At 60.0% G+C, this 24,596-nt stretch carries 26 protein-coding genes and 1 pseudogene; 15 read left to right on the forward strand and 12 right to left on the reverse strand.

Features of this window, described 5'->3' with window-relative positions; translation table 11 throughout:
* Positions 1–7: 7 nt before the first annotated feature.
* The 6 genes from GC125_RS18645 to GC125_RS18670 form a co-directional block, all read right to left on the reverse strand.
* The gene (locus GC125_RS18645) at positions 8–1,390 is read right to left on the reverse strand and encodes an aldehyde dehydrogenase family protein (RefSeq protein ID WP_151987025.1); all 1,383 of its coding nucleotides are present in this window, start codon (positions 1,388–1,390) and stop codon (positions 8–10) included.
* Positions 1,391–1,497: 107 nt separating this feature from the next.
* Positions 1,498–2,859, reverse strand: coding sequence for a glutamine synthetase family protein (locus tag GC125_RS18650; RefSeq protein WP_151987026.1), 1,362 nt, complete (start codon positions 2,857–2,859; stop codon positions 1,498–1,500).
* A gap of 100 nt (positions 2,860–2,959) precedes the next feature.
* Positions 2,960–4,027, reverse strand: a complete 1,068-nt coding sequence (locus tag GC125_RS18655; protein WP_151987027.1) for a TRAP transporter substrate-binding protein — start codon at positions 4,025–4,027, stop codon at positions 2,960–2,962.
* Between the two features lie 125 nt (positions 4,028–4,152).
* Positions 4,153–5,478, reverse strand: coding sequence for a TRAP transporter large permease (locus GC125_RS18660; protein ID WP_151987028.1), 1,326 nt, complete (start codon positions 5,476–5,478; stop codon positions 4,153–4,155).
* Positions 5,475–5,987 carry a TRAP transporter small permease subunit gene (locus GC125_RS18665; RefSeq protein WP_151987029.1) on the reverse strand — a complete coding sequence of 171 codons (513 nt, stop codon included), beginning with the start codon at positions 5,985–5,987 and terminating at the stop codon, positions 5,475–5,477. Before GC125_RS18665 ends, GC125_RS18660 begins: the two co-directional genes overlap by 4 nt.
* 5 nt (positions 5,988–5,992) lie before the next feature.
* On the reverse strand, positions 5,993–6,790 hold the full coding sequence (locus GC125_RS18670; protein WP_151987030.1) for an N-formylglutamate amidohydrolase: 798 nt from the start codon (positions 6,788–6,790) through the stop codon (positions 5,993–5,995).
* A 75-nt stretch (positions 6,791–6,865) separates the two neighbouring features.
* Here GC125_RS18670 and GC125_RS18675 point away from each other — a divergent pair, with 75 nt between their 5' ends.
* The 5 genes and pseudogenes from GC125_RS18675 to GC125_RS18695 form a co-directional block, all read left to right on the forward strand.
* Entirely contained in the window at positions 6,866–7,699 is an 834-nt protein-coding gene (locus GC125_RS18675) for a MurR/RpiR family transcriptional regulator (protein WP_151987031.1), read from the forward strand.
* Positions 7,700–7,779: 80 nt separating this feature from the next.
* Positions 7,780–8,730, forward strand: a complete 951-nt coding sequence (gene rsmI, locus GC125_RS18680) for a 16S rRNA (cytidine(1402)-2'-O)-methyltransferase (protein WP_151987032.1) — start codon at positions 7,780–7,782, stop codon at positions 8,728–8,730.
* Positions 8,731–8,736: 6 nt separating this feature from the next.
* A complete protein-coding gene (locus GC125_RS18685; protein ID WP_151987033.1) occupies positions 8,737–9,129 on the forward strand; it encodes a YraN family protein in 393 nt (130 codons plus the stop codon).
* A gap of 96 nt (positions 9,130–9,225) precedes the next feature.
* Positions 9,226–10,170, forward strand: a complete 945-nt coding sequence (gene gshB, locus GC125_RS18690; RefSeq protein ID WP_151987034.1) for a glutathione synthase — start codon at positions 9,226–9,228, stop codon at positions 10,168–10,170.
* A 189-nt stretch (positions 10,171–10,359) separates the two neighbouring features.
* Positions 10,360–11,010: pseudogene (locus tag GC125_RS18695) on the forward strand (magnesium chelatase domain-containing protein); the annotation flags it as partial.
* Positions 11,011–11,347: 337 nt separating this feature from the next.
* Here the strand turns inward: GC125_RS18695 and GC125_RS18700 are convergent.
* Entirely contained in the window at positions 11,348–11,542 is a 195-nt protein-coding gene (locus tag GC125_RS18700) for a hypothetical protein (protein WP_151987036.1), read from the reverse strand.
* A 277-nt stretch (positions 11,543–11,819) separates the two neighbouring features.
* Here GC125_RS18700 and GC125_RS18705 point away from each other — a divergent pair, with 277 nt between their 5' ends.
* Positions 11,820–12,941 carry a cache domain-containing protein gene (locus GC125_RS18705; protein ID WP_199864643.1) on the forward strand — a complete coding sequence of 374 codons (1,122 nt, stop codon included), beginning with the start codon at positions 11,820–11,822 and terminating at the stop codon, positions 12,939–12,941.
* A gap of 9 nt (positions 12,942–12,950) precedes the next feature.
* Here GC125_RS18705 and GC125_RS18710 read toward each other — a convergent pair whose 3' ends face one another.
* On the reverse strand, positions 12,951–14,933 hold the full coding sequence (locus GC125_RS18710) for a glycosyltransferase (RefSeq protein ID WP_151987038.1): 1,983 nt from the start codon (positions 14,931–14,933) through the stop codon (positions 12,951–12,953).
* 3 nt (positions 14,934–14,936) lie between these two features.
* Positions 14,937–16,133 (reverse strand): HlyD family secretion protein, encoded by a 1,197-nt coding sequence (locus GC125_RS18715; RefSeq protein WP_151987039.1) that lies wholly within the window; start codon positions 16,131–16,133, stop codon positions 14,937–14,939.
* A 1,107-nt stretch (positions 16,134–17,240) separates the two neighbouring features.
* Between GC125_RS18715 and GC125_RS18720 the strand changes: the two genes are divergently transcribed.
* Entirely contained in the window at positions 17,241–17,525 is a 285-nt protein-coding gene (locus GC125_RS18720) for a hypothetical protein (RefSeq protein WP_151987040.1), read from the forward strand.
* Positions 17,525–17,782 carry a hypothetical protein gene (locus GC125_RS18725; RefSeq protein WP_151987041.1) on the forward strand — a complete coding sequence of 86 codons (258 nt, stop codon included), beginning with the start codon at positions 17,525–17,527 and terminating at the stop codon, positions 17,780–17,782. Before GC125_RS18720 ends, GC125_RS18725 begins: the two co-directional genes overlap by 1 nt.
* On the opposite strand, the gene ligD is transcribed toward GC125_RS18725, so the two are convergent.
* A complete protein-coding gene (ligD, locus tag GC125_RS18730) occupies positions 17,764–18,852 on the reverse strand; it encodes a non-homologous end-joining DNA ligase (protein ID WP_151987042.1) in 1,089 nt (362 codons plus the stop codon). The two genes, GC125_RS18725 and ligD, sit on opposite strands and share 19 nt — an antisense overlap.
* Before the next feature lie 109 nt (positions 18,853–18,961).
* Here ligD and GC125_RS18735 point away from each other — a divergent pair, with 109 nt between their 5' ends.
* From GC125_RS18735 to GC125_RS18755, 5 genes are all read left to right on the forward strand, one after another.
* On the forward strand, positions 18,962–19,420 hold the full coding sequence (locus GC125_RS18735) for an MgtC/SapB family protein (protein WP_151987043.1): 459 nt from the start codon (positions 18,962–18,964) through the stop codon (positions 19,418–19,420).
* A 20-nt stretch (positions 19,421–19,440) separates the two neighbouring features.
* Positions 19,441–20,097 carry an SOS response-associated peptidase gene (locus GC125_RS18740; RefSeq protein WP_151987044.1) on the forward strand — a complete coding sequence of 219 codons (657 nt, stop codon included), beginning with the start codon at positions 19,441–19,443 and terminating at the stop codon, positions 20,095–20,097.
* A gap of 211 nt (positions 20,098–20,308) precedes the next feature.
* On the forward strand, positions 20,309–20,905 hold the full coding sequence (locus GC125_RS18745; protein WP_199864644.1) for an outer membrane protein: 597 nt from the start codon (positions 20,309–20,311) through the stop codon (positions 20,903–20,905).
* Positions 20,906–21,194: 289 nt separating this feature from the next.
* Positions 21,195–21,506, forward strand: coding sequence for a hypothetical protein (locus GC125_RS18750; RefSeq protein ID WP_151987046.1), 312 nt, complete (start codon positions 21,195–21,197; stop codon positions 21,504–21,506).
* A 114-nt stretch (positions 21,507–21,620) separates the two neighbouring features.
* Positions 21,621–21,920, forward strand: a complete 300-nt coding sequence (locus GC125_RS18755) for a hypothetical protein (RefSeq protein WP_151987047.1) — start codon at positions 21,621–21,623, stop codon at positions 21,918–21,920.
* 560 nt (positions 21,921–22,480) lie between these two features.
* Here GC125_RS18755 and GC125_RS18760 read toward each other — a convergent pair.
* Positions 22,481–22,831, reverse strand: coding sequence for a hypothetical protein (locus tag GC125_RS18760; protein WP_151987048.1), 351 nt, complete (start codon positions 22,829–22,831; stop codon positions 22,481–22,483).
* 155 nt (positions 22,832–22,986) lie between these two features.
* On the opposite strand from GC125_RS18760, the gene GC125_RS18765 reads away from it, so the two are divergent.
* Both GC125_RS18765 and GC125_RS18770 read left to right on the forward strand, forming a co-directional pair.
* Positions 22,987–23,253, forward strand: a complete 267-nt coding sequence (locus GC125_RS18765; RefSeq protein ID WP_151987049.1) for a hypothetical protein — start codon at positions 22,987–22,989, stop codon at positions 23,251–23,253.
* A gap of 535 nt (positions 23,254–23,788) precedes the next feature.
* Positions 23,789–24,076 carry an EAL domain-containing protein gene (locus tag GC125_RS18770; protein ID WP_199864645.1) on the forward strand — a complete coding sequence of 96 codons (288 nt, stop codon included), beginning with the start codon at positions 23,789–23,791 and terminating at the stop codon, positions 24,074–24,076.
* Positions 24,077–24,159: 83 nt separating this feature from the next.
* Here the strand turns inward: GC125_RS18770 and GC125_RS18775 are convergent, their stop codons facing one another.
* Positions 24,160–24,504, reverse strand: a complete 345-nt coding sequence (locus GC125_RS18775) for a helix-turn-helix domain-containing protein (RefSeq protein WP_151987050.1) — start codon at positions 24,502–24,504, stop codon at positions 24,160–24,162.
* Between the last annotated feature and the right edge of the window lie 92 nt (positions 24,505–24,596).

Below are 24,596 nucleotides of genomic sequence, written 5' to 3' on the forward strand. Positions count from 1 at the left end.
CTTGAACTCAAATCTTCTTGAGATGGAAGGATTTCGGTTGGGTCAGCATCTGGTAGCCGACCTCCGACAGCGCGCCGCCCTTGCCGGTGTCCTTGACGCCCGTCCAGACGAGGCTCGGATCGAGATAGTCGCAGCGATTGGCGAAAACGGTGCCCGTCTCCACGCGCGCACCGAGCCTTGCGGCAGCATCGAGATCGCGGGTCCAGATGGAGGCGGTAAGACCGTAGGGGCTGTCGTTCATCAGCGTGATCGCCTCCTCGTCGTCGGCGACCTGCATGATGCCGATGACCGGGCCGAAGCTCTCCTCGCGCATCACCGCCATCTGGTGATCGACGTTGGAGAGGACCTGCGGGGCGAGATAGGGCGAGCCTTCGCGATCGCGCTCGTCGTGGGTATCGAGATGCGTGACCGCGCCCTTGCGGATCGCTTCGGCCGTCTGCGCGCGCACGTGATCGGCGAACGAACCACGCGCCATGGGGCCGACGACGGTGTCGGCATCGAAGGGATTGCCGAGCTTCCAGCCCTTGGCGCTTGCGACGAACCGCTCCAGAAACTCCGGATAGAGCGCGCGATCGACATAGATGCGCTCGATGCCGCAGCAGCTCTGGCCGGAATTGAAGAAAGCGCCGTCGACGAGATTGTCGACCGTTTGGTCGAGATCGGCATCGGCGCGGACGAAGGCGGGATCCTTGCCGCCGAGCTCAAGGCCGAGCGTGGCGAAGGTGCCGGCCGCGGCCCGCTCGATCGCGCGGCCGCCTTCGACGGAGCCGGTGAAGACGATGTGGTCGATGCGGCCCGAGCCGATAAGATGCTCGGTGTCGCGGTGGCTGAGAACGAGGTTCTGGAAGAGCCCCTTCGGCAGGCCGGCGCGGTCGGCGGCAAGCTGGAAGCGCTCGCCGACAAGCAGCGTCTGGCTCGCATGTTTCAGAATGACGGCGTTGCCGGCCATCAGCGCCGGGACGATGGAGTTGACGGCGGTGAGGTATGGGTAATTCCACGGCGCGATGACCAGCACGGTGCCGACGGGTTCGCGCGCGATATGGCGGATGAAGCCGGGCTTCTCCGGCAATTCGATCGGCGACAGCGCCTTCTCGGCGATGGCGATCATGTGGCGGGCACGTTCTTCGACGCCGCCCTTCTCGCCGCCATAGCGCACCGGCCGGCCCATCTGCCAAGCGAGTTCCGGCACGATCTCCTCGTTCATGGCGATGAGTGCGTCGGCAAAGTGGGTCATGATCTTGGCGCGTTCGCCGAGTGTCGTCTCGCGCCAGGCGAGGCGGGCGGTCTTGGCGGCTTCGACGGCGCGCTCGATCTCGGCCTGCTCGGCATAGGGCCGCTCGGCGTAGACGGAGCCATCCACGGGTGAAATGAGCTTGACCAGTTCGGTCATGGGACTTCTTCCTTGTCAGCAGGCAGCGCGGCCCGCGCCGCGCAAAAGAGTGCCGATTGCCTTATTCCGATGTTGGGTGCGCTCCAAGGGGTGGCGCGCAACAGTTTTCAACACCGCTCGAAACCGCGCTTGATTTCCCAATCGGTCACCCGTCGGTCGTATTCGAGCTGCTCCCAGTCGGCGGTGTGGGCGTAGTGCGCGATGACCTGTTCGCCGAGCGCGCCTTTCAGCATCGAGGATCCGCGAAACGCGGAGATCGCGGCGCGCAGCGTCTTCGGGATTTGCGGGAGCTTTTCGCCGCTATAGGCGTCGCCGGTATAGGGCGGATCGAGCTCAAGTTCGTCCTCGATGCCCTTGAGGCCGGCGGCGATCATGCCCGCATAGGCGAGATAGGGGTTCAGGTCGGCGCCGCCGATGCGGCATTCGATGCGCACGCCCTTTGTGTTCTCGCCGCAAAGCCTAAAGCCCGCCGTGCGGTTGTCGCCGCTCCAGATCGCCTTGGTCGGCGCGAACGTGCCGGCCTGGAAGCGCTTGTAGGAATTCACATAGGGCGCAAGAAGCACGGTGATGTCGGCAGCGTATTTGAGCAGGCCCGCCACATAGTGCTTCATCAGCTTCGACATACCGAGCTTGTCGTTTTCATCGACGAAGGCGTTCTTGCCGTCCTTGGCGAGCGACATGTGGACGTGGCTCGACGAACCGGCGAGCCCGTAATCCCACTTGGCCATGAAGGTGACGGCCTTGCCCTGGGCATAGGCGATTTCCTTGATGGCGTTCTTCATCACCACGTGACGGTCGGCCATGGTCAGCGCGTCGGCGTAGCGGACGTTGATCTCTTCCTGGCCCGGGCCCCACTCGCCCTTGGAGTTCTCGATCGGAATGCCCGACGCCTGCAGCTTGCGGCGGATCTCGCGCATCACCGGCTCTTCCTTGGTGGTCTGGAAGATGTGGTAATCCTCGATGTAGTAGCCGGCCGTCTTGAGGCCGCGGAAGCCCTTCTCGTGGATCGTGCGGTAGTCCTCGTCGAAGAGGTAGAATTCGAGCTCTGATGCGAAATTCGCCGTGAGGCCCAGCGCATCGAGCCGCTCGAGCTGCTTCTTGAGAATCGCGCGCGGCGAATGCGGCACGGGGTCGTGATGGTGGTGATCGACCAGATCGCAAAGAACGATCGCGGTGCCTTCCAGCCAGTGCGCCTTCATCAGCGTCGAGAGATCCGGCTTCATGACGAAATCGCCGTAGCCGCGCTGCCAGTTGGCGACATCGTAGCCCGGCACCGGCTCCATATCGATGTCATTGGCGAGCAGGTAGTCACATCCATGGGTCTCGTCGAGCGCGCCCTCGACGAAGAATTCCGCCTGGAAGCGCTTGCCGATCAGGCGGCCCTGCATGTCGGGGAAACAGACGAGCACGGTGTCGATGTCGCCCGACTTGATGTCGGCCTTCAGCGTTTTGAGATCATAGGCGGCCATCGGCACTCTCCCTCAAGCGTTTCCGGTTGGTCTTTTTGATTTGAGAACCCGGCCGCCTCGAATGAAGCGGCCGGGTCGATGCGTGGTGAGCGGTCGTCGATCAGGTATAGCGGTACGGTGCGCCGGCGTTGCGCATCGTGTCCGCGTATTTCTTGAGGATCTCGACGACGCGGGCGCTGCGGTCGCTTTCCTGCGCGACCTCGTCCCAGAAGGCGAGCGCCTCGTCTTCGACGCGCTTCCAGTCGGCTTCCGGAATGGTCGTGAGTTCCAGCTTGCCGCCGGTCGTGCGGTAATGGGCCTCGCCCCACCAGTACCAATGCTGGCGGTAATAGTGGGAGCTGTCCATCGCCATGTTGAAGAGCGTTTTCAGATGCTCGGGCAGCTCGTTCCAGCGATCGGTGTTGGCGAAGAAAGAACCGGCCCAGGCGCCGTTGATGTTGTTGGTCAGGTAGTACTGGGTCACATCGGCCCAGCCGACCGTGTAGGCTTCGGTCGCGCCGCACCAGGCGACGCCGTCGATCTCGCCGGTCTGGATCGCGACTTCGATGTCTTCCCAGGGCAGCGTGACCGGCACGACGCCGAAGCGGGTGAGGAAGCGGCCGCCCGTCGGGAAGGTGAAGACGCGCAGGCCGTTCAGATCGTCGACGCTGCGGATCGGCTTTGTGGTGACGAAGTTGCAGGGGTCCCAGGCGCCGGCAGACAACCAGGTGACGCCCTCGACCTCGCCATAGGCCTCTTCCCAGATTTCCTTCAGGCCGTACCAGTTCCACAGCACCGGCACGTCGAGACCGTAGCGGGACGCGAACGGGAAATAGGCGCCAAAGACCGAGACGTCGACGGGCGATGCCATGGAGTCATCGTCCGACTGGCAAGCGTCGATCGTGCCCTGCTGAACCGCGCGGAAGAGTTCACCCTGCGGTACGAGCTGGTCGGCGGTGAACAGTTCGATGACCATTTCGCCGTTGGCGGCGGTGTTGAACGCGTCGATGGCCGGCTTCACCACATGTTCGGCAAGCGCCGGGCCGGCATAGGTTTGCAGGCGCCAGCGGATCGGGCTCTGCGCCCTCACGTAAGGCGCGGCGAGCGTGGACGCCGAAACGCCACCGGCTGTCACGAGACCGGTCCGCTTGATGAATTGTCGCTTGGTGAACTTCGTATTGTCACTCATGTCGATTTTCCCTCTTTCGGTTTTTGATCCTTCGGCCGCCCGTTCTTCGGGCAGTCCGTTGCCGCATCTCGTTTCCTTGCCTCGTCGGTGTCAGCGTTCCTTTCCGTTGTTGGCCGATCTCCCCGTCAGCGGGCCGTCCAGAGGCCCGGCAGCCACAGAGCGATCTGCGGGAAGATCATCAGGATGATGATGGTCAAAACCATCAGCCCGACGAAGGGCACGATGGAGCGGTAGATGTCGGAGAGCGTGATCTCCGGCGGCGCCATGGCGCGCATCAGGAAGAGATTGTAGCCGAAGGGCGGGGTGATGTAGGCGATCTGGCAGGTGATCGTGTAGAGAATGCCGAACCAGATGGCGTTGAAATCGAGCCCGATGACCAACGGGATATAGAGCGGCGCGACGATGACGAGCATCGCCGTATCGTCGAGGAACATGCCCATCACGATGAACGACAGCAGCATGAGGATCAGGATCGTCCAGCGATCCAGCTCCCAGGTGTTCAGGAGCAGGTTTTCGATGGCGCCCACGGCGCCCAGACCGTCATAGACCGCGCCGAAGCAGAGCGCGGCGAGGATGATCCAGAGGAACATGCAGGAGATGGCGAGCGTGTTTCGCGTGCTGTCGTCGATTACCTTCCAGGTGAGCTTGCGCGAGACGGCTGCAGCCAGCACCGCCATCAATGCGCCGACGGCGGAGCTTTCGACGAGGCTTGTTACGCCGCTGATGAAGAGGCCCATCATCGTGCCGAAGACGACGAGCGGCAGGAAGCCGGCGCCGAGCAGGCGCATCTTTTCGGCCTGCGTGATCGCGGCACGCTCTTCCGCCGGCATGGCGGGCGCGAGTTCCGGCTGGAGCCGGCAGCGGACATAGATATAGATACAGAAGAGCGTCGCCATCAAAAGGCCGGGCAGGATGCCGGCGAGCCAGAGCTGCAGCACGGGCTGACGCGCGATCATGGCATAAAGCACGAGCACCACCGATGGCGGGATGAGGATGCCTAGCGAGCTTCCCGCCTGAACCACGCCGGTGACCATGACCTTGTCGTAGCCGCGGCGCAGAAGCTCCGGCAGGGCGACCGTGGCGCCGATCGCCATGCCCGCGACCGACAGGCCGTTCATGCAGGAAATCAGCACCATGAGCCCGATCGTGCCGAGCGCCAGGCCACCGCGCATGCCGCCGAACCAGACGTGGAACATGCGGTAGAGATTGCTGGCGATACCGGACTCCGAAAAGATGAAGCCCATGAAGACGAAGAGCGGCACGGTGATCAGCGGATACCAGTTGAGCACCTGGAAAGCCGCATTGAAGGGCAGCTCCGAAGAGCCCTGCCCCCAAAGCCAGATTGCCGCCGCCGCGCCGACAAAGCCGATGACACCGAAGACGCGCTGCCCGGTGATGAGCAGCACCATCATGGTGGAAAACATGAAGAGCGTGATCAGTTCCGAGCTCATGCGATCGGCTTTCCGCGCGCCATGGCGACATCCTTGAAGAAGGACGAGATCGCCTGCAGCAACATGAGGAAGATGCCGAGCGTCATGATCGCCTTGATCGGCCAGAGCGGCGGCGCCCAGGAGGTGTAGTTCTTCTGGCCATACTCGATGGCGTAGGTGGTGCTCGACAGCCCGCCCATCAGCAGGACGCCGAGATAGAAGAGCACGAAGACGATGGTGAAGGCATCGGTGACGGCGCGCTTTTGCGGCGTCAGCTTGCTGTAGAAGAGATCCATGCGCACGTGGCCATCGGTCTGCATCGTGTAGGCGCCGCCGAGCAGATAATAGGCCGACAGCACGAACTGGCTCATTTCCAGCGACCAGTTGACCGGCGTGCCGATCATGACGCGCGAGAATGTCGAATAGAGCAGGATGCCGGCCAGCACGAAGAGCAGATACATGGCGAAGCGGCCGACGACCCTGTTGATCGCATCGACCACCCGGACATAGGCGCGGATCGGCTTGGGCATGCGGGTCAAGCCTCCCTTTTGCGCGAGGCCTGCGCGGCCGGCTGTGCCCGATCGGCCGCACCGCTGGCATGGGCTGCGACCAGCGCCCGGCCGAGACGGCCCGCCCAGTCGGCGACGCCCGCGGGACCCGAAATCTCGTCGTTGCGGATTTCGACCATGACGGCGGCAAGGCCCTCGGCATCGCCGTGCTTTTCGAGCGTCAGCGTGACGCCGTTGAGCGCCGCATAGGGCTCGTTCCAGCCGACATTGAGCGCCGGGTCTTCGGCAATCAGCGCATCGCTGACGGCGCGGGTGAAACGTGTATCGACACCGTGGATCAGGCCGACCGGCCAGGGGCGCGCGACGCCGTGATAGACCGGTGTGAAGGAGTGCATGCAGACCAGAACCGTCTCTTGGCCCCGCTCTAGACGCTTGGCGATCACCGCATCGATCGCCTCGTGAAACGGGCGGTGATAGGCATCGATGCGGAACTGTCGCTCCTGCGGATCGAGGTTTTCGTTGGCGGCGATGCGGGTGCGTTCCGAGAGCGTCCAGATCAGATCCGGCGCATCGAGACCGCGGTTGCAGTCGATGATCAGTCGCGACACGGTGGACTGGATAAGCTGCGCATCGAGCGCTTCGACCATTGCCAGGCTTACGGCCTGTGCGCCCGGATCCCAGGCGATGTGGCTTTCCAGTTCCTCTAGCGTGAGGCCGAGCGTTCCGTAGCGCGCGGGCAGCCGGTTCGAGGCATGGTCGCAGACGAAGAGAAAGGGCGAGCGGCCCTTCTCGTTGACGATCTCGACGGCTTTCTCGATGGACATGCCCCTGCACCCCCTTTACTGATACAGTAATTCGGGAAACCGATTTTGTGTCAACACTGAAACGAGAAATTCAGAATGGCTGGCAGCATCCCGGCCACGGTCGAGATCATCATTCACGAGACGATCGATGCGCTGACGGCGGCGGAGAAGCGGGCCGCGCGCACGCTGCTCGCCAACTACCCGACGATTGGGCTGGCGCCCGTCGCCGAGTTCGGCCAGGCGGCCGGCGCGAGCGCCGCAACCGTTCTGCGCTTCATTGCCCGGCTCGGCTTCCGCTCCTATCCGGATTTCCAGCGCGCACTGCGCAAGGAGCTCGACGAGCGGACGAAATCGCCGCTGCAGCGCAGTTTCGAGGTGCCACGGCAAGAGAGCGAAAGGTTCCTCGATCGCTTCTTCGAGCAGACGGCGGAGATCATGCGGGCGACGGCCGAGCGCATTCCCGCATCCGAATTCGAGGCAGCATCCCGGAAGCTCGCCGACAGCCGCCATGCCTGCCATCTCGCCGGCGGCCGCTTCACCGATGCGCTCGCCACCTACATGGAAGCCCATCTGAGGCGGGCGCGACCGGGCGTGCGGCGGCTCGACGGGCGGATCGCCAACCGCGCCGACCAGCTGCTGGACATCAAGCCGGGCGATGTCGTCGTGCTGTTCGACATGCGCCGCTACGACGACGACCTGTTGGAAACGGCACGCCAGCTCAAGGCGGCGCGCGCCTTCTCCATTCTCGTGACGGATGAATGGATTTCGCCGATTTCGCGCTTCTCCAAGATCGTGCTGCCGTGCCGGGTCTCGATCGACCGCATCTGGGACGCCAACACAGCCATGTTCGCCCTTGTGGAAGCGCTGATCGCGCGCACCACCGAATTGTCCTGGAAGACCGCCGAAAGCCGTATTCGCGCCGGCGACTGATCGCGCCGTGTCTTCAAGGGTTGCACGCCTGGCCGACCATGGCGCAGAACCGTCACTGGATTGCAGGCGAAGGACGAAATATGGCGCGACCAGACGAAAGCGGCCCCGCGGAAACCGACCTTACGGACGGCGAAGCTTCAACCCGCGAAGGGAGGCCCGCACCCGCCTTCACCATCGGCACGACGGAAATTAAGGCGCGGCCGGTCGAACCGGCGCTCTATCTCGTCTCAACGCCGATCGGCAATCTGGGCGACATCACGCTGCGCGCGCTGGAAACGCTCGCCTCGGCAGATTTGCTCGCTTGCGAGGACACCCGCGTAACCCGCGTGCTGCTGGAGCGCTACGGCATTCGCCGCCGGCCATTTGCCTATCACGAGCACAATGCGGAGGCGGCCGGCGAGAAGCTGATGGCGGCGCTCGATGCAGGGCAAAGCGTGGCACTGGTTTCCGATGCCGGAACGCCGCTCGTTTCCGACCCCGGCTTTCGCTTGGTGGAAAGCGCGCTTGCCGCGGGCCACCGCGTGGTGCCGATACCCGGCGCTTCGGCACCGCTTGCGGCACTGACGGCTTCCGGCATGCCGAGCGACAGTTTTCTCTTTGCCGGCTTCCTCCCGCAGAAATCGAAGGCGCGGCGCGACCGGTTTGCAGCGCTGCAACGCATTCCCACCACGCTGATCTTTTTTGAATCGCCGCATCGGATCGCCGATGCGCTGGCCGACGGCGCCACAGTTCTGGGCGAAGCACGCCATGCCGCCGTCTGCCGCGAACTGACCAAGACGTTCGAGGAAACGCGGCGCGGCACTCTCGGCGAGCTGGCGGCGCACTATGCGTCCTCTGGCAACGTCAAAGGCGAGATCGTGCTTCTCATCGCGCCCTACGAGGAAGCGGCGAGCGACATCGATCCGCAAGCATTGCTGGACGATCTGGTGCGGACGATGCCGCCTGCGAAAGCGGCGACCGAAGCCGCAAAACTGACCGGGCTGCCGCGCAAGGACCTCTATGCGCGGCTGCTTGAGATGAAGAAGGGCTGACGTCCGATGCGCGCTCCGCGCAAGCGGCAGGAACGGCCGATGTCGCGGCAGGAAGCCGAACGGCGCGGTCATATGGCGGAGGCGCTTGCCGCTTTGTCGCTGCAGCTTCGCGGGTACCGGATTCTGGCGCGGCGGCACAAGACGCCGCTCGGCGAGATCGACCTGATCGTGAAGCGCGGCGAGATCATCGCTTTCGTCGAGGTGAAGGCGCGGGCCGACGAACGCGCGGCGATCGACGCCGTGTCACATACGACGGCGACACGGATCCGCGGTGCGAGCGACCTCTGGATCGCGGCGCACATGAAGCGCGGCGTCGATCTCTCTCGCATCTCCTACCGCTACGACATCGTGGCGATCACACCGTGGCGCTGGCCCCGGCATTTTATCGACGCCTTCTAAGAACACGACCACTGGCTAAGATCACGACCACAGGACGGTTGCGCTGAGGGCTGCTCGCGCACTATCTGGACAACAGTCAAACGCAAGGAACCGATAATGGCGAAGTCGCTGAAAGTGGCGGTCCAGATGGACCATGTGCAGTCGATCAACATCGAAGGCGACTCCACCTTCGCCATGTGCCTGGAAGCGCAGGCGCGCGGCCACGAACTGTTCCACTATACGCCCGACCTGCTGACGCTGCGCGACAGCAAGGTGTTCGCCCGCATCGAACCGATGACGGTGAAGGACGAGAAGGGCGCGCACTACACGCTGGGCGAGCCGGTGCGTACCGATCTCTCGACCATGGACGTGGTGCTGCTGCGCCAGGATCCGCCCTTCGACATGGCCTACATCACCTCGACCCACCTGCTGGAGCGCATCCATCCGCAGACGCTGGTCGTCAACGACCCGGCCTGGGTGCGCAATTCGCCGGAAAAGATCTTCGTAACGGAGTTTCCGGACCTGATGCCGGAAACGCTGATCACCCGCGACCCGGCGGAAATCCGCGCTTTTCGCCAGGAGATGGGCGATATCATCCTGAAGCCGCTCTACGGAAATGGCGGCGCCGGCGTGTTCCACTTGGCGGAGGGCGATCGCAATTTGTCGTCGCTGCTGGAAATGTTCACGCAGATGTTCCGCGAGCCGATCATCGCGCAGCGCTATCTTCCGAAGGTGCGCGAGGGCGACAAGCGCATCATCCTCATCGACGGCGAACCCGTCGGCGCGATCAACCGCGTGCCGGCCGAGCACGACAGCCGCTCCAACATGCATGTGGGCGGCAAGGCGGTGAAGACAGAGCTGACGGATCGCGAACGCGAAATCTGCGCGCGCATCGGGCCATCCTTGCGCGAACGAGGCTTCATTCTGGTCGGCATCGACGTGATCGGCGACGTGATGACCGAGATCAACGTGACCTCGCCCACGGGCATCCGCGAAGTGCGCAAATTCGGGGGCGCCGACATCGCGGCACTGATGTGGGATGCGATCGAAAAGCGCCGCTAACCGCCTTTCTTTGTTCTTCCTCTACAACCGCCTGAAGCAAAGGTAACGTGCATCAGGTTGCAACCGTTCCGAAAACGTTCTTGTTTTATTCCTACTGCTATGTCAAGTTGCATGCGCGGCGAATGAAACATGAAGTTGTTGGAGCCGATGCGATAGACCCTATCGGATCGTTTGGAGAGGCGGTGCAGGATGGTCAGTCGCGTCAGGACAGTTTCGTTCCAGGGCATCGAAGCGGTTCCCGTCGACGTTCAGGCCATGCTGGCGCCGGGCAAGATCGGCATGCATATCGTCGGTCTTCCCGACAAGGCGGTTGCAGAAAGCCGCGAGCGGGTCCAGGCCGCGCTGCATGCCTCGGGTCTCGCGCTGCCGCCGAAGAAGATCACGCTCAACCTTGCGCCCGCCGACCTTCCCAAAGAGGGAAGCCATTTCGATCTGCCGATCGCCCTCGCACTCATGGCGGCGCTCGGCGCCATTCCGGCCGATGCGCTGGATGATTACGTCGTTCTTGGCGAGCTGTCGCTCGACGGAACGATCGCGCCCGTCGCGGGTGTATTGCCGGCGGCGATTGGCGCTAATGCGCTCGGCAAGGGGCTGATCTGCCCGGCCGAAAGCGGCCCCGAGGCGGCCTGGGCGGGTGCCGACATCGACATTCTCGCGCCGCGCAGCCTGATCGCGCTCGCCAACCATTTTCGCGGCAGCCAGGTCTTGTCGCGGCCCGAGCCCGCATTGCACCAGTCGGCGATCGGCCTGCCGGATCTTTCCGACATCAAGGGCCAGGAAACGGCCAAGCGCGCTTTGGAAGTCGCAGCGGCTGGCGGGCATAATTTGCTAACAATGGGGCTAATTAAATCAAGAATTGGGTTTAATCGCCCTCGATATTTTGAGGCCAGGGTCAATTAATTTTGTCTAGGTGGTTCATTAGAAAACGTTTCGACCATTAGGACTGATTAACAGGCTTTATGCCCCACTCTCTACGGTGATGTTCAACCGGTTTAGGGCTTGATCGCGTTGATTTGGGTGGTCACGGATACGACGAGTTACGACCCCATTTCGGCAGTTCAGCCTGCTGTGACGGAGATCCGCAAGCCGACATTCTGACGGCCTCAGGCTTGCGGCGCGGACGCGCCAGTAGCGGACATCAAAGGCTCTCGTTAGGAGGTCGGCGAAGACTTCGCGACTAGGCCGGTGGCGTTTGTGGTAGTGCCATGCGCTCCAGCAGCAACACGGTGTCGTACGGTTGGCCCCGCTTCTCCGTTGACTGAGAGACGATCACAAACGCGCTTAACTTTTCGGCGTCCACCGTCTCTGCCGCGAGCTGCTGTATGACGGATCGCAAAGTGTCGCGCAGCTGCTCCGGAAACACGTAGAACATGACGGCGGCCTACCGCGGCTAAGGCGGGCGGATGACGAGAGTGCTGATGTGTTTCGGGTCACGGTAGTGCTTCCGCACATTATCGCGCAGCTTGTGAAGGTTCCGCTCGACTGCCCGCTGCTCGGCCGGATCAGCGCGCGAAAGCAAGTGCATGCCAATGAGCGTCCAGCCGCGCCGTCTAGCCTGGCGGCGCGCGCGCTCTCCATCTTGCGTATGCATGACTGATGCCCCCCAGCATCCTAAAGGATTATTAACACATATTCGTGAGCCTCTACTGATGACGAAACCAATCAATCCGACCTTGGTCAGCAGGCAAAATCGAAAAAGCGGTCGAACTCCGCTCACTCTCGCGCGCGCAGTCTACGGCTTTGTGGTTATGGGAGCGGTCGTTGCAGCGCTGGCCGCCACGACGCTCGTTCGTGATCGCGTACGGGCGTTCAACGAAGACGCATTGGCGACAGCAGTTGCGACGCGGGCTGCGGGCTTGGAACTCGCATTTGCTCGTGCGTTGCATGAGGAGTGGGAGAACATTCGACAGCTGGCGGAAACTATAGCCGTTGGTAACAGGGACGATCTTCCATCCCAACTCGCGTTTGCAGTGGGCGATGGTCAAAAAGTCTCTTGGGCGGGCTATGCTGCCATCGACGGCACGGTACTGGCCGCATCAAACGGCTTGCTCGAAGGCGTCGACGTTGGGCAGAGAGAGTGGTTCCAGAGAGGATTGGAGGCCCCTTTTGCCGGCGACGTGCACGAGGCAGTGCTGCTCGCATCATTATTGCCAGGCAACGATGGCGAGCCTCTTCGGTTTCTCGATCTGGCTACTCCCGTCCGCAACGCGAATGGCGATCCAATCGGCGTCCTCGGCTTTCATCTGAATTTCGCGTGGGCTCAAGACTTCATCACTGAACAAGCGGCTGCTTTAGACATCGATGCTTTTCTGATGTCGCAAGACGGTTCCGTCGTTATTGCCACCGACGGAAACACTTACGAAGCGCTTGATCTACAGAGCACTCGGCGAGCATCGGCAGGCATGGCCGGCGGCGGCCTTGAGCTGTGGCCGGATGGTCAAACTTATTTCACGAACGTCGTTCCGCAGGTCGCCTATGAAGACCTGCCATCGTTTGGATGGCGTTTGATCGCACGGATCGATGGCGATGCAGTCGACACTACCGACCGGGCTTTTTCAACAGGAGTTTTGATGTCGACAGGAATGTTCGGCATTTTTCTCATTTTACTGACGGCGCTTTTTGTCAGGATCTTCATCCGCCCCTTCGACGAAATATCGAAAAATGCGATCCGCGTTGCCGACGGGGAAGACGTGTATCCCTACGATTCCCGTAGAACGGCGGAACTGGCCCGCCTCAGCGCCGCGCTCGCCCGACTCCAAGGTCGCTCTTAACACGTAAGATCACTGTCGGTTCGCGAACGAGAAGCGTCTAGCAGCATCACCAATGATGGCAGACAGTCGCGTGGACGACACGCCCGGCGCGTCGCCATCGGCGTAGAATCGCCTCAGCAAGGACTGAAACTGGTGTGCATCGGGGGAAAGACCGAGTACACCGCCATCGGCCGTGACGGTCTCGACCTTACCTACTACCTCGCCGACACCTCGGATCGAGATAAGAATATCGTCATCTTTTGTCAGCGAGATGCCACGGACCCTCGCCGCCTCCTGCGTCAAGCTGGTCAACCACACTCGCGAAAGTTTCCCCTCAGAACGCATCAGCGTCCGTTCCGGCTTGTCTCCGAAATGGCGTTCGCGGCGTGGCAGTTCCACGCATGCGATGATCGTGACCGCGAGAACAAACAGATTGTAGACAGTCCAAAACAGGATGACCGTCTTGCCTTCGCCCGCATCCCGGTAGTTAAGAGCATCAAAGACGATGCCGACCGTGACACCGATCCAAGTCAGTGCAAACAGTAAAAGGAATGGCCGCATGATCCCCCACTGGATCACAACACGGCTTCTGTCGCCGCCTTTTGCCGTGACCTTAAATCCGTGACCGTGAGGATTGAGCAGACCGGTTATTGCTGCGCGCGTGATCGGCATGGCACCCAACAGCTGGCTCACATCGTTGACGATCGGCACGATCAGACCGCGTGAAATGAAGTTCATTACAAAAAGCAGCCATATAAAATATACGCCAAAATAGTTGACGACATCGGCGACCGATGCATCGACGACAATTATTCCAAAGTACCAGTAGAGCAGCGGATAAATGATCGTCGCGAGCTTAAATGAGAAGGCAGTCAGCCAGTAGACAACCGAGTCAAGCACGCTCCAGCGATCGCGAAGCCGTAAGTTCGACCGGGCGAATGGGTGCAGGCGACTTCGCGCGATCTGCATCAAGCCGAGACACCAACGCGCGCGTTGGGTGACATATTCCTTCAACCCCTCCGGTGCCAATCCTTCCGTTAACGCCTCATTGAGATAGACCGTACGGTGGCCTGCATCCTGCAGAGCCAAGGTCAGCATGAAATCTTCGGTGACGCTGTCGGTTGGGAAACCTCCGATATCACGCACAGCCGTCCAGCGGATCACGGAAGATGTGCCGCAGCAGAAAGCAATGCCCCAGGCATCGCGCGCTGGTTCCAGATGGTCGAAGAAGAAGCGCTGTTCGTCCGGATACGACCGCGAGAGACCAAGATTGTGCTGGATTGGATCTGTGTTGAAGAAGTGCTGCGGTGTTTGCACGAGCCCGACATCAGTCTCGTGGAACAGCGGTAGCGTACGTGCGATGAAGTTGCGATGAGGGACAAAATCCGCATCAAGGACGGCTATGAAGTCCGGTGGAATCGGGTCGTTGGCAAGCACATCGAGCGCGTTGTTGATGTTGCCGGCCTTTGAGCCCTTGTTGTCGTCGCGCCGGACATAGCGCACGCCCATGTCGTCACAATACAACTTGAGCCAGTCTCGCCGACCGTCATCGAGCACCAGCGTTTCCACAGTCGGATGATCAATGCCGAGACAACCGACGATCGTTCGTTCGAGTACCTCGCGGTCCTCATTGTAGGTGGCAATCAACATCGCAACCTTGGGAACACGATCTGGCTTCCACCACTCCCCAACCTCCGTGGCTTCGAGTGACCGGTTTCTATGCCTCATCAAGATCGTAAAGGCGGATAGCGATGAAAGTAGCGCTCCCGCTTCCATGATAAAAAAGGACCAACTGGCGAGGAAGTCCCAGCTCAAATCAATCGGTGCGAGTGTCTCGGAAAACCTCCACCAGATGTAGCGAAGCGAAAGTACGATCGCGATCGAAAACAAGAACACGCGGTCGAGGGTGCGGTCTCTTTCCAAGACGAGCGGCAGCACCATTATAAGCCCCGCGACGAGCCCGAGCTGCACCACACTCGACGCCAGCTCCGACAGATAGACTGGCGGAAACATGGCTTAAGCCCCCATCAGGCCGCGTATCCAATCAAGCGGTCGGCTTTCAAAATATGCCCTCCCTGTACGCCCGATCAAGCAGCGCAATTGAGGCTCGGAGCGCAGCGCCGGTACGAGAAGCGCAACGTCGAACCTTTCTAGGTGCCGTTCGCTCGGCGCGATGGCGAGGCTTTGATACACGCTCTGGGCTCCCGATCCCGCAAGGCGGGTGATGGTGCCATCCAGTACGATGTTCGATCCGCCGAGCGCAAACCGTGCGGGTGTGCCGACTGCGAGTCGATTGTAAACGTTCTCAGTCACGCTCAACGTGACGAAGGCACTATCGCAATCGACGAGGCGAAGCACGCTTTCCCCCCGTTGCACCGTCTCTCCGTCGATAGCAGAGCGATCCCAGAGCAGACCGTTGACGTTGGCCGCGAGAGCATTGGAGTTAAGCCGGTTGACACGGCGGCGCTCTGCTTCGATCCGCTGATCGAGTGCTGCACCCAATTGTTCCTGGGCGATGAGCTCGGCATCGAGTTCCCGGACGCGCAGAGATAATTCCGAAATGCGTTGCTCAGAATAAGGCGCATCGTTGTAGCCGTCACCGAGAAAGGTGCCACGCTGCGCAGACTGAAGGGCGATTTCGATCGCCGTGGCTTGTTCACGTGCATTGTCGATCTCTGCGCGAGAGGTCTCAACCAGCGACTGGGCGCGTTCGAACGAAACGGCCGATTCCAGACCACGCGTGGACAGCTCCGTTGAGCGGGCAAGTGCGGTTTCCGAACTCCCTAACCGCGATTCTGCAACAACAACTAGCGCATTAGCAGCCCGTAGCTGGGCTTCCAGCTGCCGGACACGTTCAACACCGTAGATCCTAGCGCGTTCACGGAGCAGCTCGATCGACGCCCTGTTAGCTTCAATAGCATCGTTCAGACGAGCCATCTGAGCATCGACAACAGCACGCTCCTGAACGAGATCATTCAACCGAATGTTGTCGACCAGAAGATCGCTTATAGAACCAAGCGCTTCCCCCGCGCCGACCGCTGATCCGAGCGCTCTTTGGGGGAGTTCAAGTGTCCCGGCAATAGGCGCGCGCACCGTCGTGACCTGCGCATTGACCACGGCATCAGCGCTCGCCCCAGACAGTTGCTCCGCGAAAATGATATAAAGGGCGCCTAAGATTAAAGCGAAGCCGACGATTAGTCTCGTGTAGCGCATAATCAGCCTTTCGAATCATCTCGCGAAAAGAGAGAACCCAACATTGAAGCCGGTGTCGGATCGCCTCGCCTCGCCTCTAAGTTTAAAGTCATGCGTTTCGTCATCAACCGGACAGGCCGAACAAAGTTAAGGGTTTTTCCTGATTCGATCGAAGCATGGCTCCCCGCCTCGAACTCAATTTTCCGCGGAAACTTCCGACACCCTTTGCGAAGATTCAACATAGGCTGCTGGTACCGGGTTAAGGTGTGCTGTTTGTCAGCTTAGCCTGGCTGTTTTGCAGGTAGCTAAGGGCCGTGTCGCTGTGAAAGCTGAAGCGCCAGGTCCTGACAGGCGGGTGTCTGTCGACGGGATATCACCCATAGTCGAATGCAACCCTTAGCGATGAGGATGAACGAATGTTCGAAGTAGGTAAGCGATACGAACTCCGGATGATCGAAGGCGGAGATGAGATCGTCTTTCAGGGGACGGTCAATAGGTACGAGCACCCGCTCATTAAGATTGCAGATGCTCCTGCCTCCGGACGGGAAAGTCGGGTTCCGCATGGACCAATCAGATATCCGATCATCAACGTGACATCACCCAACTTTATCAGCGCGTATCTCCAGGAGGATTGATTTCGCAGCACCAGCCATGTCCTAGCAAATGACGCGTTCCAACTGATCTGGCACCAGCCGGGGCCGGAACGAATGCGCACCGCCATGCAGGCATTGGCACTGCCCAGCGACACAAATCTGGCACAGCTTGCTCGCCCGATGTTCTCACGGCATCATCGCCCGATGACCGATCTCGTTCTCAAATGGCGCCGCACCTACCGAGACGACGACCAGCACTTCCGCGCGCTGGACTCGAGACCTTCGGCGAGGCTCCCGTCCTCAACATCATCCGGAATAAGAGCAGCAGCGGATTGCCGACTGACTGGCACTGGATCCTAATCGCACCAGGCGTGATTGGAAACTTCCGCGGACCGCGCCAGGGCGATGCGGCGACGACGCGAGAAGCAGCCGCCGCGGGTGAAGCAGCCTATGCGGCCTTCCGGGCATGGATCACACCGGAAGCACTTGCCGATGCACAAAGCCAAGCGCAGAGTGTTTTGGTGGGGCTTCGGCAGTGGGCCAACCAGAACAAACGGGCAAGTTGATGGATGGGCCTAAAAGGAAGGGCGATTACCCTGAGCGTTTGCTCAGATGCGAAGAAGATCTCGAGGTCGCGTTTAATCTAGCTGTCGACGCTGTCGTGTTGAAAGCAGTAGAAGCTGGCTGGGATTTGGAGGAAGCAGAAGAGGTTGTGCTGTCACTGGCCCAAAGCCGACGCTGGGTGCAGCTGACGAGCGACGAGGCTGATGAAATTGAGGATACCAACGTGGTAAGCATCAACGACAGGAAGAAGCATTGATGTTTCAAGCACGTCAAGCATTGACCGGCTATAAGCTGAAACTCGATGAAAGCCGGATCGGTCTGAATATCCGAACAGTGAAGATGGCCTACGATCCCGCGGGACGTGAGGGGCACGGTGCTGACGAGATCAACTTTGCGGATCTGGATTACATTGCCGTCAATGACAATGGCCGTCCGTCGAGACGCTCGGCAGCACATTTTGCAGTGACGTTCTTCGCCTTGGCCTTCAGTGGTTTCTACTGGCTGCTAAGCTGAACTTCAGGCTTTCTCGACGTCATCAAGGCTGAACACCTCGATATGATCCTCCGATCGCGCATCCCTTTGAATGAGGCATGCCGTAATTTCCCGTCGCCGGTCCAGGCGCGGAACTCAATCTCAGCAGCCAGCTTCGGCGGGACAAAGACCGCGCCTTTCCGCTTCAGTGAGATGCTCGGAGAGGCTTCCTTTATGGAATCGAGAAGCGTTTTGAACGACACGGCCTGGTCATAGGAGAAGCCGGTGCCGACTGAGCCGACATAGACCGGCTCTCCATCCTTGAGCGCGGCCAGCAGCAGATTAGCGATGGCGCCACGGACTTTCGTTGAGGGCTCATAGCCAATCACAAGGAAGGTCTCGCGCTGCACGCATTTGATTTTAAGCCAGTCGCCTTTGCGGCCTGACCGATACGGTCGATCGCGATGCTTGGCGATAATCCCTTCTAGACCCATTTCACATGCGACCTTGAGAAAGGCGGATCCATCGGCGTCAACCTCTTCCGAAAGTCGGATAGCTCCTCCTCCCTCACCCACCAGGGCTTTGAGCCAATGGCGTCGATCCTCAAGCGTCAATTGGGTGAGATCATGCCCGTCGAAGTAAAGCAGGTCGAAGGCGTAGAAGATGACCTCGCCACCCGCCACGCGTTTACCGCCGCGGCCACCAAGCGATCGCTGGAGGGCGTTGAAGTCCGACCTGCCGTGCTCATCCAAAACCACAGCCTCGCCGTCGAGCACGAGGGAATTTACGTCGATCGCTTGCAGCGCGGCAACGAGCGCAGGAAAACGATGACTCCAATCGTGGCCACCGCGCGTGAGGACACTGACTTGGTCGCCGTTGCGGTGTAGCGCGAGACGGTAGCCATCCCATTTTACCTCAAAGACCCAACGGGGTCCCTCGGGAGGGGATCCGGCGAGCAATGCGAGGCACGGCTCGATCCGTTCCGGGAACGGATCAAATGATAACTGAGGTTGAAGCGGATCTCGTGGCTTCCGCGGCTTGCTGCGCGCAACAAAGCCAGGATCGGCATCAAGTCCGACGGATCGCGGTGGTTTCGAGGTTCGACGAGCCATCCGGCGATTAGGCATTATGATGATTAAAATTTAGCCGATTGATGATGAACCAAGCGCCGGAATTCGAGTTCTGCCCGCCATGTGTGATCAGAGAAAATGGGATGGGGTTATGGACGCGGTCTGGGCTGAAATCGTCGCTACGGGTGAAGAGTTCAATGTACTCCCCCACCTATTGGCATTGGGCATAGCCTACATCCTGGCGCTGCCGATCGGATGGGATCGAGAGAAGACGGAGCGCAGCGCTGGACTGCGAACGTTCCCTCTCGTTGCCATCGCTGCCTGTGGATTCCTTCAGGCCGCTGAGACCATCACGCAAGGTAGCCCTGAAGCAACCGCTCGGGTCGTCGAGGGCATCATCACCGGCATCGGGTTCATCGGAGGCGGCGCAATCTTGGTCGTAAAGTCGTCGGTGAGGGGAACAGCAACAGCTGCCAGCCTGTGGGCCACTGGGGCAATCGGAGTTGCGGTCGGCCTCGGCACTTATGACATCGCACTTGTCATTTCGATCGTGACGTTCTTTACGCTTCGCGCGCTGACTTCGCTGAAGCCGACTCCCAAAACCGACTGAAGCAAGGCATCCTCGCCGCCATGTGCAACCTCTACTCACTCACCAAGGGCCAAGCGGCCATCATCGAGCTTGCCCGTGCCATGCGCGACCAGACGGGCAACCTCCCGCCCCTGCCCGGCATCTTTCCCGACTACCCAGCGCCGATCGTCCGCAACGGAGCCGACGGCGTTCGTGAGCTCATCATGGCACGATGGGGCATGCCGTCGCCGCAATTCGTCCTGAAGGGCAAAAAGGTCGACAGCGGCGTGACGAACATCCGCAACGTGAAGAGTCCCCATTGGCGCCGCTGGCTCGGCCCGGCAAACCGTTGTCTGGTGCCGTTCACCAGCTTCTCGGAGTACGACACGATCGACGGCAAGAAGGTGCCGGTCTGGTTCGCAGCCGACGATAGCCGTCCGCTCATGATGCTCGCCGGGATCTGGACGAACTGGACCAGCACCAGGAAGGTTAAGGAAGGCGAGATCAACGCCGACCTCTACGGTTTCCTGACCTGCGAGCCCAACGCGATCGTCGGCGCCGTTCATCCCAAGGCCATGCCGGTGATCCTTACGACGGTCGAAGAGAAGGATGTCTGGATGCGGGCGGAGTGGGCCGAGGCGGCTGAGCTGCAGCGGCCATTACCTGATGACGCCCTGCGGATCGTCGCCAAGGGCGAACGGAAGGATGGAGCAGCCTGAGACAGGTATGCATGACAAACGCTCTCGGACGTCGACATCAGTTTGAAGGCTCGAGCACGCCCCCGAAGCGTCTGTGACAAGTCTGCAACAGCGCGAAATTCTTCGAGCAACCGAACTCGAATTTGGAGATCGGGAAGCCAGTTCGAGACATTATCGCAGGCATCAGATTCGACCGATCCAAACCCCAGTTTGTTCGCCTATGGAGAAGAAAATGAAGCACATCATCGCAGTTGCACTTGCCTCGACCGTCATGTCCCCATCCGCCTTCGCAGCCGATGCGGTCGTTTACAACGAGCCTGCTCCGGCAAGCGCTCCGATGATCGCCCCCGGTTTCGACTGGACAGGTCCTTACATCGGTGTCCAGGCTGGTTATGCCTGGGCTGATCTCGACGTTGGTCCTGCAACGATCGACGCCGACGGCGTCCTCGGTGGTGTGCACGCCGGTTACAACTATGACCTCGGCGGCTTTGTCGTCGGCGCGGAAATCGACTACGACTTCGCCAACATCGAAATCGACGGCGGCATCGGTGAAGTCGACGGTGTCGCTCGCGGCAAGCTGCGCGCCGGTGTCGATCTCGGCCGTGTGATGGTTTACGGAACTGGTGGTGTTGCCTATGCGACGGCCGACACGGTTCTCGGCGACCTGAGCGACTTCGGCTGGGCTGCCGGCGCTGGCGTCGATTTCGCAGCGACCGACAACATCATCGTCGGTGCGGAATATCTCTACCACGATTTCTCGAACTTCGACGACAGCGGCATCGACGTCAACGTCCACACACTGAAGGCGAAAGTGTCCTTCAAGTTCTGATCGCTTTTCAGCGAGATGGCTTCAAAAGGGGCGAGCGGAAGCTTGCCTCTTTTTGCATGTCGAAGACGGGGTGGAGCCGATGAGGGGCGAAGCCTTCATGACTTTCTGTAGCGACCCTTTTGCCCTTAGGCGGCCAGCTTTCCATCAATCCAAACGATCATTCACATGATAGCTGATCGAGCTGCATGAGACAGATACCTGCGCCTCATTGTTGACATTGCCGTTTCCAGGCGCATGATTTGCAGCATTCTCGTCCCACCAAGAGCCGGTAGCGATGCAGGAGGCTTCGATGGAAATCGCAGATCGTCTGTACAAACTTGTCTTGGATGAAGCTGTCCCCACTGCGGCAGAAGTTCTCGAAGTCAAACTCCTTATGAAGAAGCTCTGCATGGGACAGACCGAGCGGAAGGCCGAGCGTTCATTCCGCCTCGTCCATTCGGCCTATCTCAATCTTCAGATGGCCAGAATGTGCAATGATCAGGACCTGCTCAACGCCTCGCTTGAAGACTTTCGGAGCGCGTTGAAGGTCGTGACCTCCGACAGCGAGCCCGCGGAACCAGCCTCTCGTCAAGCTGAGCAGCACAGGTCACCGCCGGTCTGATCATTCATGGAGTTCATTCCCGACTTCGTGTTCCGCCGCCTATTGAACCGGCGAGATTTTCGCTGACATAAGGGCCGGGCCCCACGGAGGGCTTTCAAGCGGACGGAGCATTTTTTGCAGGACATCATCGCAGCACTGATCTCGATCTTTCTGATCGAGCCCCTCCAGGCAAATATCGCTGAGCGCTTTGCCGAAGCCGGCGTTTCGGCACAAGCTGCCGGAAGGGTTGCGACGTGTTTCTCGAATGCCGCCCCGGAGATCCTCGACCGAGCAGGCAACGAACCTGCTTGGGCCATCGGCCATGCGATTGGCTACTGGACTGGCGCGTCGACGATCGATTCCATTCTGGCCGACGCAGCACCAGATTGCCTAGCTGCAGTTGACGGAGAAAGCGTTGAGCCCGACGTTGCCTGATCGCAGAGACACGCGGCTTTAGGAAGGGCGGTCCAAGTTTACCGACTTCGGCGAACACCGCTACTTCTCCTTGATGCGTCCGTCCCTAAGCTCGAACACTCCATCGCTGTCGGCAGCCTGCGCCAGAAAATCATTCTGCAATTCGCCCCAGGTGCCAAGATATCCGTTGCACGTGCTGCAGTGGATAGGAGTGCGTTCACCGGCGTCACGCGGGATGTTGAGGTAAATCGTCCCGCAGGACTAGCAGTCCAGCTTGTGATCGAGAAAGTCGCCTTCCATGGATCACCCCCGTCAGAAACTAACAGCGGGAGAAATTGTCTAAGCGAAAGCGATGCCCGCGGGTGTTGCAAGGGTGATACGACAATTGCAGCGGCCTCTGCAATATCAGCGCCGATCTGAACAAGACCCTCGCGAAACCTGATCCAGCCGAGCCAATAGCTCAAGCATGCTGTCAGACGTGTTACTGTCGAGCTGAAACTGCGGAAACGACGCGCTGGCACTTCTCACTGGGCTCTGCTGACACGTCTTCAAGATCGCACGAGCAAGGCGGTCGTCCGGCTTCACATTCTTTGTGATGTCCCCCACGAACGTGGGAATGCGCCATCAAGTATAAGTTCCGCGTTTATGGCCAGTGAACAGAAACGCGCGTGTTTCCAAGGCTTCTGAAGCCGCGCAATAAGCCACTCCAGCACATTGTTTCCGACCCACATCAGCAAGCCGCCGAGCAGCGTCCAGGCCACGATGCTGGCTGCGACGCTGCCCTTTGACCGCTCTCGCACCCTCCCGAAATCTCGGGCGAATTGCTCGATCTCGGTGATGACGCGTTCGGCCCTGCCGACACGGCCATCGAAGTGGTTAAACGCGGTCTCGACATTCTCGACTTCTCGAAATGCACGGCCGCGTGATGACACGTCCACCCTCTCCAGATGTGGGTGGTTGAAGTTTGGCCTACGAAGAGGCTCAGGCGACGTTGCCGTTCACCGAATGGTGATCGGCTTCAACGGCAATCGCTCTTGCAGTCATTAGCTTGCGCGATATCTCGCCCTCCGATTAAGGGGGAAAACGCATGAAGTTTACGATTTACAGCGCCGACCATGCTGACGGGATGGATGTCGACTGGACAGCAATTCCGCGGGTGGGCGACTCCATCGTCCTGCCTTTGGCCGGCACCGAGAAAACCTATGATGTGGAAGTCGTGCGTTGGCTTCTAGACGAAGCCGGGAAGCAGACGGGCCTCGAGGTGCACATGGGCATTGGCTTTGGAGCGGATATCAGTGGACGGGGTGAGAACATAGCGAGAGCTGGTAAAGTTTCGTTAACTTTCGCCTCCTAGCTCTATTCAGCACCCCGGGTGGTGCATGGGTCGCGGATGTTCATTAGGCCCCCCAGCTCGACGCCGCGACCCAACTGTCTGCCGCTGGAACTTCGGCGCTGAGCGTCGGTTCGGCTGCGATGGTCTCGCCACGATGATCCATTGCTGTGTCGGTGCCATCAGGGTCGCAGCGTCCGAAAGCTGTCCTTTCTGGTGTTGCGACCCCCAGAAATGCTGAGGACGAAAAACTTCGGCCCCTCGCCGCCCGACAAGCGCATTTGTCGATAATCTAATTTTACGGGAACTTATATTTCGTTGGGATCTTATGGGGACGCACACTACAGAAAGCCCCGACAAGAAGGGCCTCTTTCTGCAGCTACACAGAAAGCCCCGACAAGAAGGGCCTCTTTCTGCAGCTACCCAGATCGTACCGTCCCGTCTATCTGGGTAGCTGCAGCGTCATACGAGCTGCGCATCGATGCAATGCTGGCAGAACTGAGAGAGCAAGGCGTTGGGATCGCATTTGATGACTATGGTACGGGGTTTGCCTCCCTCAATGCTGAAGGACTTCCCCGTAACCCGGTTGAAGATCGATCGATCCTTCGTCAGCGGTGAAGACGCCGGGAACCAGAACAGGCTCATTGTGGAAGCGATAGCGCAGTTGGCCACCGGGTTAAATCTTGATGTGATCGCTGAAGGGATCGAAACGTCGTTCCAAGCAGATCTTATGCGACTGTATTGCGGTGAGGGTCAGGGGTACTTTTTCGGCCGACCGATGCCCGCATGCACGTTTGAAAAGACTTTTCTGCAAACCGTCGCCACGAACGGTCGCGAGGTAGCCTAGCGTCAATTTCAGAGTTGGGCGGACCATGCCCCAGCGTTTCAAGCGTGCCTTATGCCACGGTGTTCGTGGCCTAAACATCGCCTTCAGTCACCAGATTTACGATCCAGCCGCACCACGACCCTCAGCAACTCTCTCGCTAGGTCTAGCTGTTGATCCGTCATGCTCTCGATCAACAATTTCGCTTCTATTTTCCGTTCAAGAAGATCATCAGTTTCGGCGATACCCGTTTCAAAAAACGCAGCAGCACGTACGTCCAGCGCCTCTGACAGTCGGACAAGCGTATCAAAACTCGGCCAGTTGACGCCCCTCTCCCATTGAGAGACCGCATCAACAGAGCGCCCGGTGAGCTGGGCCAAATCTTCCTGAGTTAGCCCACGGAGCTTCCGCAGCTGTTTCAAGGTCGTCCCGAATTGATCGATTGCTGACATGGAACATGACTTGCTCCGCTTGTCAGATTCGGTGAACCGAGCACTTTACGTTTGATGGTGGAAATTCCGTAGTAAACTACGACTTTCCGTTG

The sequence above is a fragment of the Rhizobium sp. EC-SD404 genome, assembly GCF_902498825.1.
GTDB lineage: Bacteria > Pseudomonadota > Alphaproteobacteria > Rhizobiales > Rhizobiaceae > Georhizobium.